This window comes from Nonomuraea maritima, assembly GCF_900100395.1.
Classification (GTDB): domain Bacteria; phylum Actinomycetota; class Actinomycetes; order Streptosporangiales; family Streptosporangiaceae; genus Nonomuraea; species Nonomuraea maritima.
The window spans coordinates 1-14,249 of sequence record NZ_FNFB01000033.1; the positions used below are offsets into that span (position 1 = coordinate 1).

16 protein-coding genes are annotated in these 14,249 nt (G+C 73.7%); 5 read left to right on the forward strand and 11 right to left on the reverse strand.

From position 1 onward, the window contains the following. Together BLR04_RS33505 and BLR04_RS33510 are read left to right on the forward strand one after the other, a co-directional pair. Positions 1–653: XdhC family protein (locus BLR04_RS33505; protein ID WP_176903405.1), on the forward strand; the 653-nt coding region annotated here is incomplete at its 5' end. 114 nt (positions 654–767) lie between these two features. Continuing rightward, on the forward strand, positions 768–2,273 hold the full coding sequence (locus BLR04_RS33510; RefSeq protein ID WP_090772920.1) for a GMC family oxidoreductase: 1,506 nt from the start codon (positions 768–770) through the stop codon (positions 2,271–2,273). A gap of 8 nt (positions 2,274–2,281) precedes the next feature. On the opposite strand, the gene BLR04_RS33515 is transcribed toward BLR04_RS33510, so the two are convergent. After that, positions 2,282–3,160, reverse strand: a complete 879-nt coding sequence (locus BLR04_RS33515; RefSeq protein ID WP_090772922.1) for an alpha/beta fold hydrolase — start codon at positions 3,158–3,160, stop codon at positions 2,282–2,284. Positions 3,161–3,271: 111 nt separating this feature from the next. Between BLR04_RS33515 and BLR04_RS33520 the strand changes: the two genes are divergently transcribed. Together BLR04_RS33520 and BLR04_RS33525 are read left to right on the forward strand one after the other, a co-directional pair. Beyond that, complete coding sequence (locus BLR04_RS33520) at positions 3,272–5,248, forward strand: AfsR/SARP family transcriptional regulator (protein WP_090772923.1); 1,977 nt, start codon at positions 3,272–3,274, stop codon at positions 5,246–5,248. A gap of 233 nt (positions 5,249–5,481) precedes the next feature. Continuing rightward, the gene (locus BLR04_RS33525; RefSeq protein ID WP_176903406.1) at positions 5,482–6,489 is read left to right on the forward strand and encodes a helix-turn-helix domain-containing protein; all 1,008 of its coding nucleotides are present in this window, start codon (positions 5,482–5,484) and stop codon (positions 6,487–6,489) included. A 14-nt stretch (positions 6,490–6,503) separates the two neighbouring features. Here BLR04_RS33525 and BLR04_RS33530 read toward each other — a convergent pair whose 3' ends face one another. The 7 genes from BLR04_RS33530 to BLR04_RS33560 all read right to left on the reverse strand — a co-directional run bounded on the left by BLR04_RS33530 (position 6,504) and on the right by BLR04_RS33560 (position 11,249). Beyond that, on the reverse strand, positions 6,504–6,953 hold the full coding sequence (locus tag BLR04_RS33530) for a S26 family signal peptidase (protein ID WP_218129266.1): 450 nt from the start codon (positions 6,951–6,953) through the stop codon (positions 6,504–6,506). Continuing rightward, positions 6,950–8,797: an ABC transporter ATP-binding protein gene (locus BLR04_RS33535; protein ID WP_090772927.1), complete on the reverse strand. Its 1,848-nt coding sequence runs from the start codon at positions 8,795–8,797 to the stop codon at positions 6,950–6,952. Before BLR04_RS33535 ends, BLR04_RS33530 begins: the two co-directional genes overlap by 4 nt. Then, on the reverse strand, positions 8,794–9,357 hold the full coding sequence (locus BLR04_RS33540; RefSeq protein WP_090772929.1) for a TlpA disulfide reductase family protein: 564 nt from the start codon (positions 9,355–9,357) through the stop codon (positions 8,794–8,796). The genes BLR04_RS33535 and BLR04_RS33540 overlap by 4 nt, the downstream gene beginning before the upstream one ends. Positions 9,358–9,385: 28 nt before the next feature. After that, positions 9,386–9,919 (reverse strand): MauE/DoxX family redox-associated membrane protein, encoded by a 534-nt coding sequence (locus BLR04_RS33545; RefSeq protein WP_090772931.1) that lies wholly within the window; start codon positions 9,917–9,919, stop codon positions 9,386–9,388. Between the two features lie 87 nt (positions 9,920–10,006). Next, complete coding sequence (locus tag BLR04_RS33550; RefSeq protein WP_090772933.1) at positions 10,007–10,213, reverse strand: hypothetical protein; 207 nt, start codon at positions 10,211–10,213, stop codon at positions 10,007–10,009. 61 nt (positions 10,214–10,274) lie between these two features. After that, entirely contained in the window at positions 10,275–10,487 is a 213-nt protein-coding gene (locus BLR04_RS33555) for a hypothetical protein (RefSeq protein WP_090772935.1), read from the reverse strand. 261 nt (positions 10,488–10,748) lie between these two features. Further along, a complete protein-coding gene (locus tag BLR04_RS33560) occupies positions 10,749–11,249 on the reverse strand; it encodes a GNAT family N-acetyltransferase (RefSeq protein ID WP_090772936.1) in 501 nt (166 codons plus the stop codon). Positions 11,250–11,423: 174 nt separating this feature from the next. Here BLR04_RS33560 and BLR04_RS33565 point away from each other — a divergent pair, with 174 nt between their 5' ends. Continuing rightward, on the forward strand, positions 11,424–11,999 hold the full coding sequence (locus BLR04_RS33565) for an HD domain-containing protein (RefSeq protein WP_090772938.1): 576 nt from the start codon (positions 11,424–11,426) through the stop codon (positions 11,997–11,999). Here the strand turns inward: BLR04_RS33565 and BLR04_RS33570 are convergent. The 3 genes from BLR04_RS33570 to BLR04_RS33580 are packed head-to-tail and all read right to left on the reverse strand — an operon-like array spanning position 11,996 to position 14,246. Next, positions 11,996–12,847, reverse strand: a complete 852-nt coding sequence (locus BLR04_RS33570) for a 5-oxoprolinase subunit C family protein (protein ID WP_090772940.1) — start codon at positions 12,845–12,847, stop codon at positions 11,996–11,998. The genes BLR04_RS33565 and BLR04_RS33570 overlap by 4 nt on opposite strands. Beyond that, complete coding sequence (gene pxpB / locus BLR04_RS33575) at positions 12,844–13,452, reverse strand: 5-oxoprolinase subunit PxpB (protein ID WP_176903414.1); 609 nt, start codon at positions 13,450–13,452, stop codon at positions 12,844–12,846. Before pxpB ends, BLR04_RS33570 begins: the two co-directional genes overlap by 4 nt. 5 nt (positions 13,453–13,457) lie before the next feature. Continuing rightward, positions 13,458–14,246: a LamB/YcsF family protein gene (locus BLR04_RS33580; RefSeq protein WP_245740820.1), complete on the reverse strand. Its 789-nt coding sequence runs from the start codon at positions 14,244–14,246 to the stop codon at positions 13,458–13,460. Between the last annotated feature and the right edge of the window lie 3 nt (positions 14,247–14,249).

The window sequence follows — 14,249 nt, forward strand, 5'->3', positions numbered from 1 at the left end:
TGGCTCGGCTGGACGACGCCGTGGACGACGACGCCCGCGGCATGCTGGCGCAGGGCGTGACGGGGTTGCGGCGTTACGGGCCGCAGGGGGAGCGGCGGTTGGACGATCTGGCGGTGTTCGTGCAGGCGTTCGCGCCGCCGCCGCGGATGCTGGTGTTCGGGGCGATCGACTTCGCCGCGGCGGTGGCCAGGGTGGGCAAGTTCCTGGGTTATCACGTCACGGTGTGCGACGCGCGGCCGATCTTCGCGACGGCCCGGCGGTTCCCCGAGGCCGACGAGGTGGTGGTGAGGTGGCCGCACGACTACCTGGCCTCGGTCGAGGTGGACGAGCGCACGGTGATCTGCGTGCTGACCCACGACCCGAAGTTCGACGTGCCGCTGCTGGAGGTGGCGTTGCGTACCGATGCGGGCTATGTGGGGGCGATGGGGTCGCGGCGTACGCACGAGGACCGGCTCGCGCGGTTGCGTGAGGCGGGGTTGAGCGAGGAGGAGCTGGCGCGGCTGCGCTCGCCGATCGGGCTGGACCTGGGGGCGCGTACGCCGGAGGAGACGGCGGTGTCGATCGCCGCGGAGTTGATCCAGCTGCGGTGGGGCGGTTCTGGACGTCCGCTGGCGACGACGGAGGGCCGCATCCACACGTCGACAGAGCACTGACGTACCTGTGTTACGGTTTGGGCGATATCGCTGTTACGCCGTTCTGGCCATCTGGCCGGACGTGCCGGGGCCCGCCAAGGGGACATGGGCGGGCGACTCGTACACGGGGGATTCATGCAATCTGTAGAGACGTACGACTTCGTCGTCATAGGCGCGGGTACGGCGGGCTGCGTGCTCGCCACGCGGCTCTCCGAGGACGGCGACGTGCGCGTCCTGCTGCTGGAGGCAGGCAACGCGGAGCCGCTCGAGGCCATGGCCGTGCCCGCGGCGTGGCCGACACTGCTGCAGAGCACCGCGAACTGGGGCGACGTCACCGTCGAGCAGGCCGCGACCGGAACGTCGATACCCCTGGGCCGCGGACGCGGACTCGGCGGATCGTCCAGCATCAACGCCATGGCGTTCGTGCGCGGACACCGCACCAGCTACGACGCCTGGGTCAGGGCCGGCGCGAAGGGCTGGGGCTTCGACGACCTGCTGCCGTACTTCAGGCGCAGCGAGAACGCCGACCGCCGCGACCCCGCCCTGCGCGGCGTGGGCGGCCCCCTGACCGTACGGTCCGCCGACCCGCTCCACCCCGTGGCGGCGGCAGGTCTGGAGGCCGCCGTCCAGGCCGGTCACCGGCGGGCCGGCGACGTCAGCGGGGGCCAGGAGGAGGGGTTCGGCGCCGTCGACCTGAACGTCGTCGGCGGCAGGCGGCAGAGCGCCGCCGACGCCTACCTCAGGCCGGTGCTGCACCGTCCCAACCTCGACGTCGTCACCGGCGCGCTCGTCCACCGCGTGCTGGTCGAGAACGGCCGGTGCGTCGGGGTCGAGTACCGCACCGACGCGGGCGTCTCCGTCGCGGCCTGCTCGCGGGAGGTCGTGCTCTGCGCGGGCGCGGTCGGGTCCGCGCAGGTGCTCATGCAGTCGGGGATCGGGCCCGCCGCCCACCTGCGGGACGTCGGCGTCGAGGTCGTCCTCGACCTGCCGGGGGTCGGCGGCAACCTGCACGACCACGCGATCGTCCCCCTCGTGTACGCCGCGGCGCGGCCCGTTCCGGCCACGGGGGGCCCGCACGGCGAGGTGATCGGCATGGTGCGCAGCCACCTCGCCACGGACGGCCCCGACCTGCAGCTCCTCTTCATCGACATCCCGTACGCGCCCGGCGTGGCCGTGGACGGCTACACCATCGCGGTCTCGCCCATGCTTCCGCGCAGCCGCGGCACGGTCCGGCTGTCGAGCGCCGAGCCGGGCGCCCGGCCCGTGATCGACCCGAACCACCTGGGCGACGAGCACGACCTCGCCACGGCCGTCGCCGGCTTGCGCCTCGCCCGCGAGATCGGCCGCGCCGCCGCGCTGGACCCGTGGCGCGGCGAGGAGCTCCACCCGGGCCAGGACGTCACCGACGACGCCGCCCTGCGCGCGTACGCCAGGCGCTCGACGAGCTCGTACTTCCACCTGGTCGGCACGTGCCGCATCGGGCAGGACGAGGCCGCCGTCGTGGACCCGGACCTGCGGGTGCACGGCATCGACGGCCTTCGCGTGGCCGACGGCTCGGTGATCCCCTCGATCCCGTCCGCCAACACCAACGCCACCGTCTACGCCATCGCCGAACGCGCCGCCGACCTCCTCCGCTCCTGACGAGCCCGTCAGCGAGCGAGCAGGTCGCGCAGGAACCTCGTGACGTCCGCGGGCGCCTCTTCGGCCATGAAGTGGCCGCAGGTCACGGTGGCGTGCGTCAGATCGGGCGCCCAGGCACGCCACACGGCCGCCGCGTCGTACCCGAGGGCGGTGCCCCAGTCCTGCTGCAGGACGGTGACCGGCATCCGCAGACGTTCACCCGCCTGCCGGGAGGCCCGGTCGTGCGCCACGTCGACGCCGGCCGAGGCGCGGTAGTCGGCGACGATCGAGGGCACCGCGTCCCGGCAGGCGTCCAGGTAGGCGGCGCGGATCTCGGCGGGCATCGAGCGCGGGTCGCCCGTCCACAGGTCGAGGAAATGGCCGAAGAAGGCGTCCGGTGCCGCCGCGATCATCCGCTCGGGCAGTCCTGGAGGCTGGGCCATCAGGTAGAGGTGGAAGGCGACGGCCGCGTCGGCGCCGTGCAGCACGTCCCACATGTCCAGGGTCGGCAGCACGTCCAGGCAGGCCAGATGGCTGATCGTCGCGGGGTGGTCGAGGGCGGCGCGGAAGGCGACGAGGGCGCCCCGGTCATGGCCGGCCAGCGCGAACCGCTCGTGGCCCAGGGCGCGCGCCAGGGCGACGACGTCAGCGGCCATGGTCCGCTTGGCGTAGGTGTCGGGGCCGTTCTCCACGGGTTTGTCGCTGGCGCCGTAGCCGCGCAGGTCGGGACAGATCACCGTGTGGTCGGCGGCCAGATCGGTGGCGACGTGCCGCCACATCACGTGGGTCTGCGGGAAGCCGTGCAGCAGGACGATCGGGCTGCCCGAGCCTGCGACGGCGGCGCTCAGCGTCACGCCGTCGGCGACCGGGACGCGCTGCCGCTCGAAGCCGGGAATGGTGGGAGCCAAGGTCGTGGCTCCTTTCGCCTCTGGATGGGATCGGACACGACCAGCCTGTACGGCCCGGATGAGCGTCCGATGAGCGCGCTAGCGTGGTTGCCCGGGAGGGAGGGCAGCGGCATGGCGGTCGTCTTCGGAGTGCTGGGACCGGTCGTGGCCTGGGACGACGCCGGCGACCTGGTCAGGTTGAGGGGGCCGCGGCACCGCGCGGTCCTCGCCCGGCTGATCGTCGCGCGCGGCCGTGTCGTTCCCGTCACCGGCCTGGTCGACGATCTGTGGGAGGACCCGCCGCCGGGCGCGGTCGGCGCGGTGCGCACGTTCGTCGCCGCCCTCCGCCGTGCCCTGGAACCCCGCCGCCCGCCTCGGGCCCCGGCCCGCCTGCTGGTCACCGTGGGGCCGGGATACGCCCTGCACGCCGCCCCGGACGCGGTCGACGCCTGGCGTTTCGAGCACGCGGTCGCCGGCGCGGCCGCGCTCTCGCCCGACGCCGCGCTCCCACGGCTGGAGGAAGCGCTGAGCCGGTGGCGCGGACCCGCCTACGCCGACTTCGCCGACGAGCCGTGGGCCCGCGCGGAGCGCTCCCGCCTGGCCGAACTCCGGCTGTACGCGGTCGAACGCCGCGCCGAGGCCCGGCTGGGTCTCGGCCTGGCCGCTGAGGCCGTACCGGACCTGGACGCGCACGTGGCCGAACACCCCTGGCGGGAGGAGGGGTGGCGGCTCCTGGCCCTGGCGCTGTACCGGTCGGGCCGCCAGGCCGACGCCCTGGGCGTGCTGCGGCGCGCGCGTTCGCTCCTGGTCGAGCGGATGGGTGTCGACCCGGGCCCCGGACTGCGCCGCCTGGAGGCGGACATCCTCCACCACGCCGACCGCCTGACCGAGGCCGGGCGCTCCGGTGAGACGACGGCTCGGGTATGGGCGCAGGCGACCGCCGCCTACGACCGTACGGTCGCCTCCGGCGCCCGTACCCGGCTCGAGTCGACGGTGGGCCTGTTGCGCGGGCTCGCCGTGACGGGAGGCGGCGGGCTCCAAGCCGCACGTGAGCACCGGGTGGCGGCCGTCGCCGCGGCCGAGGAGCTGGGTGACGCCGAACTCACCGCCCGGGTGATCGGCGCCTACGACGTCCCGGCGATCTGGACCCGTCTCGACGACCCGGAACAGGCGGGAAAGGTGGTCGCGGCGGCCGAACGCACCCTGCTCGCCCTGCCCTCAGAGGGCCACGAGGCCGCCCGGGCCCGGCTGCTGGCCACGATCGCCGTGGAGTCACGAGGCCTGCGGTCACCGTGCGGACCGCAGGCCGCCCGGCAGGCGGAACGGATCGCCCGCGACCTGAACGATCACACCGTGCTGGCCTTCGCCCTCAACGGCGTCTTCATGCAGACCTTCCACCGCGCCGGGCTGGCGCCCCGCCGGGCCGAGATCGGCGCCGAGCTCGTCGCGCTGTCCGAGCGGCACGGCCTGGCCACCTTCGAGGTGCTCGGTCACCTCGTCAGGCTCCAGGCCCTCGGCGCGTCGGCGGACTTCCCCCGGGCGGACCGGCACGCCGACGCCGCCGACCGCCTCGCCGAGCGGCACGAGCTTCCGCTGGTCGGCGTGTTCACCCGCTGGTACCGGGCGTTGCGCCTCGACGCGACCGGCGGGGCGCCGCTCGCCGAGGTGGAGGCGGCCTACCGGGAGGCGGCTGCGGGCACGGCCGGGGTGGGCATGCCCGGCCTGGAGCGGGGTCTGCTGCCGCTCGCCCTCCTGTGCCTGCGCCTTCGGCACGGACTGCCCGCCGCCATCGACGACCACGAGGACTGGGGTCCGTACGAACCGTGGGTCCGCCCGCTGGTGCTGCTGTCGCTCGACCGGCCAGAGGAAGCCGCCGCGGCGCTGCGCGCCGTCCCCGAGCCGCCCCGCGACCTGCTGTTCGAGCTGCTGTGGTGCCTGACCGCCCGCGCGGCCGTCCTGATCGGCGACCACGACACCATGGCGCGCGCCCACGACGAGCTCGCTCCCGCGGCGGCGGAGCTGGCCGGGGCGGGCAGCGGCCTGCTCACCCTGGGCCCGGTCGCCTCCCACCTCGCCGCCCTCACCGCGGCCCTCCACCACCCGAGCTGACGATTTGTTCGCGGTGCTATGTCACTGCTGAGTGCGCCAAAACATGAAATGTGGGATACGCGATGTTCCTCCCGTGTCAGGGGTTGCTGTCTCATGCCGGCTGGGAAAGATGCTCGGTGGCGCGGCGGCCTGGCGCGTCTGCGCCGGTGTCGCATTCCTGCTCGCGGCCCGCTCGCCACAGGCGGCCCGGGCGTTGCGCCGCCACTGCCGACCGTTCGACCCGGGGAGCGACGGTGATCACATCGGTGGTACGACTCGACGACGTGCCGGTCTGGGAACGCTTCGACTTCTGGTGGCAGGCCGTCGCCCGGTCGGTGGTCTCGGTCAGCGCCTCCAGCGACCGGGCAGCCGACTTCTGGGCCGAGATGACGACGGTCGACTTGGGTTCGGTGCAGATGTCCCGCGTCAGATGCGCCGGCTTCGAGGCGCACAGGAGCAGGAGCAGGATCCGCAGCTCGGATCCCGAGGCCTACCAGCTCTCTCTCGTGCTGCGCGGCAGCTCGGGGATACGGCAGGAGGGCCGTGAGACGCTGCTCGCGCCGACCGATCTGATGCTGTACGACACGTCTTTGCCCTTCAAGGCGTGGACGGGGAGCGGCTCGGCGAAGGGGCGGCACCAGGCCGGCTCGGACGGGCTCATCCTGCAGATCCCGCATGACGCCCTGCCGTTCCCCGCCGCGCAGGTCCGGCGCCTGCTGGCCGCCAGGATCGCCGGGCGGCAGGGCGTCGCCGCGCTGCTCGGTGACGTGCTGCGCGGGCTCGTGACCCGGTGCGACGAGCTGTCGGCCGCCGACGCGGCCCGGCTGCGCGGCATCATCCTCGACCTGGTCATCGCCGCGCTCGCCCACGAGATGGAGGCCGACCCCACGCCGTCCATGACCGACCCCGGCAGGACGCTCGGCCTGCAGATCCGGGCGTTCGTCGAGCAACAGCTGGCACAGGCCGACCTGTCGCCCGCCGCCATCGCCGCCGCCCACCACATCTCCGTGCGGCAGTTGCACCGGCTGTTCCAGCAGGAGGGACACACCGTCGGCGGCTGGATCCGCCGGCGCCGGCTGGAACGCTGCCGGCGCGCACTCGCCGACCCCCTGCTGGACGGCATGCCGATCAACGCCATCGCCGCCCGCTGGGGTTTCCCGAACGACTCGCACTTCAACCGGACCTTCCGCAGGGCCTTCGGCGTCACTCCGGCGGCGTACCGGCGGCAGGCGCAGGAGGAGCGGCCGGTCCGGGACGACTGAACGGGCCGAGGCGGTCAGCCGGCCCCCGTGCGGCGGACCACGACGCCGAGCAGCCGGTCGCCGGGGACGTACCCGCAGTGGCGGGAGTCGTAGGAGTCGGCGGCGTTGTCACCCACGACGACGAGGCAGCCGGCCGGGACGGTCGCCTCGGGAACGTGCGCGAGCGCGTCGAAGCCGTCCCTCGGCACCGGGTCGCCGGGGGCGGCGGTGACGCGTTTGATGCTCCAGGGATCCTTGACCGCGAGGTTCCACGACGGGGGATAGCTGAGCCTGACCACCACCACCTGGCCGGGCCGCACCGAGCGCACCCGGGCGCGGCGGACCCAGACGCGGTCGCCCGAGCGGTAGGCGGGCTCCATGCTCGTACCCGACACGGACACCATGACGTAGCGGGTCCGCAGCCACACGACCGCGCCCGCGACCGCCACCGCGCACACCGCCAGGGCCACGATGAGGACGCTCACCGGGGGAACCCCTCCGGTCGGCGCGCGGCGGTCTCGCCGTACCCCTGGGCCTGGAGCCGGAACATCCGCGCGTACGTCCCGCCGGCGGCGATGAGTTCGTCGTGGGTGCCCCGCTCCAGCACGGCTCCGCCGTCGAGCATGACGATGAGGTCGGCGTCGCGGACGGCCCCGAGCCGGTGCGAGATGAGCAGGCTGGTACGGCCGGAGCGGATCATCCGCAGCCGGGTGTGGATGTCGTGCTCGGCCTCCGCGTCGAGCCCCGCGCTCGGCTCGTCGAGGATCATGAGATCGCGGGAGCGGCGCAGGAACGCCCGGGCCAGGGCCACGCGCTGCCACTGGCCGCCGGACAGCACCACCCCGGTCTGCGCGTCGTCGTCGCCCGAGCCGCTGAAGAACAGCCGGGTGAGCAGGGTGTCGTAACCGAGAGGCAGCCCGCGAAGGGTCTCGTGCACGCCCGCCGTGGCGGCGGCCCGCTCGATGCGGTCGCGGTCACCGAGCGCGGTGAGGTCGCCGAGGGCGACGTTGTCGGCGGCGCTGAAGTCGTACGCCATGAAGTCCTGGAACACCGCGCCGATGCGCTCGCGCAGGTCGGCGGGGTCCATGTCCCTGATGTCGACGCCGTCCCACAGGACCGCGCCCTTCGTGGGGTCGTAGAAGCGGCAGATCAGCTTCACGATCGTGCTCTTGCCCGAGCCGTTGTGGCCGACGAGGGCGAGCGTCGTCCCCGCGGGGAGGAACAAGTTCACGCCGCGCAGCACCCACGGATGGCCGTCGCTGTAGCGGAACCACACGTCGCGCAGCTCGATGCCGTGGCGCAGCGGCGTGCCGGCGCGCCGCCGCGCCGAGGTCGGCAGGTCGGGACCGTCGTCCACCACCGCCGCGTAGTGGCCGAACATCATGAGCTGCTGGTGGCCGCCGGCGATCGCGTCCACCACGGAGTCGACCGCGCCCTGCACGCCCATCACGGCGGCCACGAACATGGACACGTCGCCCACGGTGAGCTGTCCCTGGACGGCCGCGAACACCGTCCAGGCCAGACCGGCGCCCGACACCGCCGCCGACAGCGTCGCGAGCGCCGCCTGGACCGACTGCTCACGCCGGTCGAGCCGGCGGCGGGCGTCGTTGGCGGCCACGCGGTCGGCGAGCATCCGCCCGCGCAGGAAGCCGCCGAGCCCGAACAGCCGCACCTCCCTGGCCGCGTTCACACTGGTCAGGAGGTCGGCGTAGAAGAACTCGCGGCGCTCGGTCGGGCTGATCGACAGCAGCATCGCCGCCCTGAGCCGCGAGAGCCGTACGGACATCGTCAGGGCGGGCACCCCGGCCGCCAGCACGATGACGGTGATCATCGCGTTGATCACCAGCAGCGAACCGACGAACCCGGCGAGGGTGAGCAGGCCGCGGACGAATCCGAGGACGCAGTCGACCATCCTGCCGGGGGAGCTCGCGCTCTGCTGGGCGAGCCGCAGGCGGTCCAGGTAGGCGGGGTCCTCCAGCCGGCTCACGCCGACGGTGCGGTCGAGGGCGGTGAACAGCTCGTCCTGCGCCGCGAGCCCCACCTTGCGGTCGATCTCCCCCCGCAGGTACTGGGTCGCGTACGGGACTGCCGCGTTCGCCAGGCCGGCCGCCGCGAGGCCGGCCACCAGCCCGGCCACCGCCGAGACGGAGGCGGCCGTCACGACGGTGTCGAGCGTCAGCTTGGTCAGCCAGGCGATCGCCACAGGGAACGCGGCCGTCAGCAGGGTGAGGGCCAGGTAGCAGGCCATGGCGGAGGGAGCCGACCGGCAGGCGAGAGCGATCGCCCGGACCATCCCGGCCGCCAGCGGGCGGTGGTCGGGCGCCGTCATCTCTCTGCGGGCGCCGCGAGCCTGGCGACGTCCCGCTCGACCGCGAGGACCGTCCCCTCGCTGTCGACCAGGCAGAACGCGGGGTACTCGGTGACGGAGAAGGCGTTGGCGACCCCGTCGGAGAAGTCCTCGTCCACGACGACCGTCGCCACCTGCCGTAGTTCGGCGGTCATCTCCGCCGTCGCGGCCGGCTCGCCGGGCGCCACGATCGCGAGGATCAGGCTGCGGCCCCCGATGCGCTCGCGGGCGTGGGCCAGGAAGCCCGGCAGCTTCTCCACACAGGGCGCGCAGCCGGGACTGAAGAACGCCACGAGCGTCTCACCCGACAGGGAACTCCGCGCGATCTCCTCCCCGTCGAGGGTGGTCGCGGTGAACTCCCCGACGGTGGCTCCCACCGTCGGCAGCGTGCCCTCCAGCGCCGCTCCCGCCGGCCCGCCCTGCAGCAGACGCTCCAGATGGGCGGTGTGTTCCTTCAGGCGGCGGACGACCCCGAGGGTCAGGACAAGATCCAGTGCGCACACCGCCCCGACCAGGACGATGGCGGCCCACATCACGGCCATTGCATGCTCCCTTCCAGCACCCCGACGGCTACGACAGCCTCGGGCCGAACAGTTCGCCGAGTTCTTCGAGACGTATGACCACCACGGCCGCCGCGAGCGCCGCGCCTGCCGTGACCGCCAGCCCGGCGGCCTCGGCCGCGCCGAACGGGCCGGGGTCGAGCGTCAGCCCCGCGGCGACCGCGCCGAGAAGCAGTGCGTTGCGTACGAGATGCCACCCGCTCAGCCGCGCCGACCCGCCGAAGCACCGGCAGGGGGCGGCCACGCCCCGGCGCAGCGCCAGCGCGATGGCCACGCCGAACGCGGCCAGGAGCAGGCCCGCGAGAGCCAGCGCCACGGACGGCGCGGGGATCAGCAGCACCACCACGGCCGCCTCGGCGGCCACGACGACCGGGGCGACGATCCTGGCGGCGGCCGTCGAGGCCCGCCCCGACGGGAGGAGGGCGCCCAGCAGCTTGCGCGTCGACTCCACGAACTCCCGCCGGTCGCCCCTGAGCTTGCTCGCGACGGAGACGGCGAAGACGAGGGCGACGAGCAGTTGACATCCGAAAGCTAGGTATTCCACGCGTACTCCCAGCGCGAATCCGGCCGGCCGGTCGTTCGGGGGCCGCCGTGCCCGTGACGGCGCACGGCGGCGTCGTGCCTTCACCGGTCAGCAGTAACCGCCGGTCAACCTGCAGCCCGTGCATGCCGAGCCGCTGAAACAGTGCTCGATGTACGTGCCGCGCAGGGCGGGCAGGCCGCCGTCCTTCATGCAGCAACTGCGCACACACTGGCAGGGGCCGGACGCGAGGGCCGTCATCCTGGGGACCAGCCGTTCCAGCAGCCTGTCGCCGAACCTCATGATCACTTGCATCATCGGTCATCACCTCCCTCGAAGATCGCGCGTCGGACGGGCAGGCGCACGGGATCGGGTGCTGCTAGCAGCTCTGCGGGGTGCTGGTGACCCTGCAGCCCGTGCATGCCGAGCCGCTGAAACAGTGTTCGATGTAGGTTCCGGTCAGGCCCAGCGTGGAACTGAAGCGGACGCAGCAGTAGCGCACGCACTGGCAGGGGCCGGACGCGTGGGCCGTCATCCTGGGGACGAAGTTCTCCAGGAGCCGGTCACCGAACTTCATGATCGTTTCGGTCATGGCTGTTCACCTCCTTTCTGGATCTCGTGGGTGCCGAGGCAGTCGTGGAGGAAGAGGCGAAGGAGATGAGGGGGCCCGGGTCCGGGTGGCCGCCGCCGGTCATCCGGGCTGTGCGAGGTGTGGTCCGGCCGGTTTCTGACTCGTGAGGTCAATTCCCGTTCGATCGCTCCTGCATGAGCATGGCACGGGCGCGCAGTCGCCGGTTCTCCGTGCGTGCCACGCCTCTTGCCCGTCCGTGCCGGGATTCGCGGCCGGCGGGGGTCACCGCCTCCTGGCGGTGTACGTGGCCGTCGTGCCGTCGCAGCGCACGCGCCGCAGCCCGGCCTTCTCCAGGACGCGTACGGAGGCCACGTTCGCCAGCTCCACGTCGGCGAACACCTCGTCCACGCCCGGAGCGGTCAGCCCGAACGCGGTCATCGCCCTGGTGGCCTCCGTGGCGTACCCGCGCCCGCGCCGCGACTCCACGATGCCGTACCCGACCTCGATGACGCCGTCGTCGGGCGGCCAGAACAGCCCGATCGCGCCGACCGCCAGACCGGTGTCCCGCTCGACGATCTGGCGCTGGCCGTACACGTACATGGCTTCGGGGCGTTCGGCGACGAAGCCGGAGATGCGCCGGTCGGCGGCGGACGGGAAGTCCCGCGCCCAGTGCGCGAGCCGCAGGCCGCCGACGACCGCGGCGATGTCGGCGGGGGGCCACAGACGCAGCACGAGCCGTTCGGTGACCACGTCGGCGCCGGTCGGCGAGGAGGAAAGGGACACGTGGCACTCCTGATTCGTTCGTACGCCACGGGGACACGGCCCTGGCGAGTGACGGACTCGTCGAAGGAGCGATCGAAAGCGGGTCCTTCCCCATGGAACCACGACAGTCGTTCCTGGCGTGACACGCGCTCGGGAGCGGAGGTGGAGAGTGTGGGGTGGGTGAGACTGGGGTTCATGTTTCCGGAGACCCCGGCCGCTGCGGCGGCGATGTCCGTGGTCGGGCGGTTCTGCTCGCCCGCGCTGCTCAACCACTGCGTCCGCTCCTACCTGTGGGCGGCGACGTACGGCGAGGCGCACGGCATCGCCCACGACGAGGAGCTGCTCTACGTCGCGGCGCTGCTGCACGACATGGGGCTGACGGAGTCGTTCGACAGTCACACGGTGCCGTTCGAGACGGCGGGCGGGCGGCTGGCCTGGGTGTTCGGCACGGCGGCCGGCTGGCCGCAGGAGCGGGCCGCGCGGGCCGAGGAGATCATCGTGCTGCACATGCGCGACGACGTGTCCGCGGCCGCCGACCCTGAGGCGCACCTGCTGCAGGTCGCCACCAGCTGGGAGATCGTCGGACGGCACGCCGACCAGTTCCCGGCCGACGTACGGGCGGACGTGCTCGCCCGCTATCCGAGGCTGACATTCGGCGCGGAGTTCCTGGCGTCGTTCGAGGACCAGGCGAGGCGCAAGCCCGACTGCGCCGCCGCCGCATCCGTCCGCAACGACCTCGCGACCCGGATGGCCGCCAACCCGCTCTCCTAGGCGACCGGGACGAACCTTACGTTCGTTCCGGGGCGGGCCTGGGCCGCGGCGGCGAGGTCGGGGGCGGGCACGACGCCGATGACCGGGTAGCCGCCCGTGGTCGGATGGTCGGCGAGGAACACCAGCGGACGGCCGTCGGGCGGCACCTGCACGCTGCCGAGCACCAGCCCCTCGCTCGGCAGCTCCCGATGGACGGCGCGTTCGAGCGAGTGCCCTTCGGTGCGCAGCGCGATCCGGTTGCTGGCGGTGGCCACCTGGAAGCGGGCCCTGGGCAGGCCGGCCAGCGCGGCCTCGGTGAACCAGTCGTGCCGGGGACCGAGGACGAGCCGGAGCACGAGGTCGCGCGCGGGCGCCGACAGCGGGGCCGTGTCCACCGGGCAGGGACGCGGGGCGGGCGTGCCGAGCGGCAGCCGGTCGCCGCCGGACAGCGGCGCCGGACCGAGGCCGGCGAGCAGATCGGTGGCGCGGCTGCCGAGGACGGGGGCGACGTCGACGCCGCCGGAGAAGGCGACGTAACTGCGTACCCCGTGGGTGGCCGTGCCGACGTCGAGCACCGCGCCCGCGGGAACGTGGACGGGCGCGCCCCAGGCGGCAGGGCGGCCGCCGACCCGTACGGGGGCGGGGGCGCCGGTGACGGCCACGGTGGTCGCCACGTGCGGCCGTACCGCGATGCCGGTGAGCGTCGTCTCCAGGGTGGCGGCCGACTCAGGGTTGCCGACGAGGCGGTTGGCGAGCCGGTGCGCCGGTTCGTCGAGCGCGCCCGAGCGCGGGATGCCGAGGTGGGCCAGGCCGTGTCGTCCGAGGTCCTGGACGGTGGTCAGCGCCCCCGCCCGGACGACCTCGATCATCGGTCGACGGGCACGAAACGTACCCGCGTACCCGGGGTGAACAGCGCGGCCGGCTCGCGCGCCGGGTCCCACAGCACCAGGTCGGTACGGCCGATGAGCTGCCAGCCGCCCGGCGACGAGCGCGGGTAGACGCCGGTGTACTTCCCGGCCAGCGCGACCGACCCGGCGGGCACGGACGAGCGGGGCGTGGCGAGCCGCGGCACGTCGTAGCGCTCCGGCAGCCCGGTCAGGTAGCCGAAGCCGGGGGCGAAGCCGCAGAAGGCGACCCGGAACTCCGCGGAGGAGTGGATCTTCACCACGTCGTCCTCGGACACCTGCCAGTGCGCGGCGACGCCAGCGAGGTCGGCCCCGTCGTACCGGGTGGGCACCTCGACCAGGGCTCCCTCGTCCGCCGCCTGCTCGGTGACGTGCCAGCCGGCGATGTCGCGGGCGAGCGCGGCCGGGTCGTCGAGGCCGTCGAGGAGGACGGTGCGGGCGGCCGGGACGATCTCGCCGACGGTGGGCATCGCCCCGGCGGCGCGCCGCCGGAGCACCTCGGCGTGCAGGGACTGCACCTCGGCGTCGGAACCGACCTCCACCAGCAGGGCACGCGTGCCCACCTTCATCACCTTCACGCGAAGGGCTCCACGGAGACGCCGGCCTCGGTCAGCGCCGCGCGGATGCGGCGGGCCAGGAGGGCCGCCGACGGCGTGTCGCCGTGGACGCACAGGGACCGGGCCGCGACGGGCACGGGTTCGCCGGTGGCCGCGACGACGACGTGCTCCACCGCCATCCGTACCGAGCGGGCCACGACCTCGTCCTCGTCGTGGCGGACGGCTCCGGGCTCGCGGCGCGAGACCAGAGTGCCCGCGGCCGTGTAGGCGCGGTCGGCGAAGGCCTCCTGGACCGTCGGCGAGCCGGCGGCCACGGCGGCGCGGTGCAGCGCGGAGCCGGGCAGGCCGAGGACGGGCAGCGACGGGTCGGCCCGGCGGATGCCCTCGATGACGGCGGCGGCCTGGTCCTCGTCGGTGACCACGCGGTTGTAGAGAGCTCCGTGCGGCTTGACGTAGGAGACCCGGGAGCCGGCCGCGCGGGCGAACACGTCGAGCGCGCCGATCTGGTACGTCACCTCGTCGGCGAGCTCGTCGGGCGCCATGTCGATCGTCCGGCGCCCGAACCCGGCGAGGTCGCGGTAGGACACCTGCGCGCCGATGCGCACGCCACGCTCGGCCGCGAGGGCGCAGACCCGCCGCATGATCGAGGGGTCGCCGGCGTGGAAGCCGCAGGCGACGTTGGCGCTCGTCACGACGTCGAGCAGGGCCTCGTCGTCGGTGAGGGTCCACCGGCCGAAGCCCTCTCCGAGGTCTGCGTTGAGGTCGATGACGTTCAGCCCCGTGTCGCGGTCACCTTGCTCGGTCACGTC

Coding starts and splice junctions, on each gene's coding strand:
- BLR04_RS33510 (WP_090772920.1), top strand. CDS start 768: ATGCAATCTGTAGAGACGTACGACTTCGTCGTCATAGGCGCGGGTACG.
- BLR04_RS33520 (WP_090772923.1), top strand. CDS start 3,272: ATGGCGGTCGTCTTCGGAGTGCTGGGACCGGTCGTGGCCTGGGACGAC.
- BLR04_RS33535 (WP_090772927.1), bottom strand. CDS start 8,797: ATGACGGCGCCCGACCACCGCCCGCTGGCGGCCGGGATGGTCCGGGCG.
- BLR04_RS33540 (WP_090772929.1), bottom strand. CDS start 9,357: ATGGCCGTGATGTGGGCCGCCATCGTCCTGGTCGGGGCGGTGTGCGCA.
- BLR04_RS33550 (WP_090772933.1), bottom strand. CDS start 10,213: ATGATGCAAGTGATCATGAGGTTCGGCGACAGGCTGCTGGAACGGCTG.
- BLR04_RS33555 (WP_090772935.1), bottom strand. CDS start 10,487: ATGACCGAAACGATCATGAAGTTCGGTGACCGGCTCCTGGAGAACTTC.
- BLR04_RS33565 (WP_090772938.1), top strand. CDS start 11,424: ATGTTTCCGGAGACCCCGGCCGCTGCGGCGGCGATGTCCGTGGTCGGG.
- BLR04_RS33570 (WP_090772940.1), bottom strand. CDS start 12,847: ATGATCGAGGTCGTCCGGGCGGGGGCGCTGACCACCGTCCAGGACCTC.
- pxpB (WP_176903414.1), bottom strand. CDS start 13,452: ATGAAGGTGGGCACGCGTGCCCTGCTGGTGGAGGTCGGTTCCGACGCC.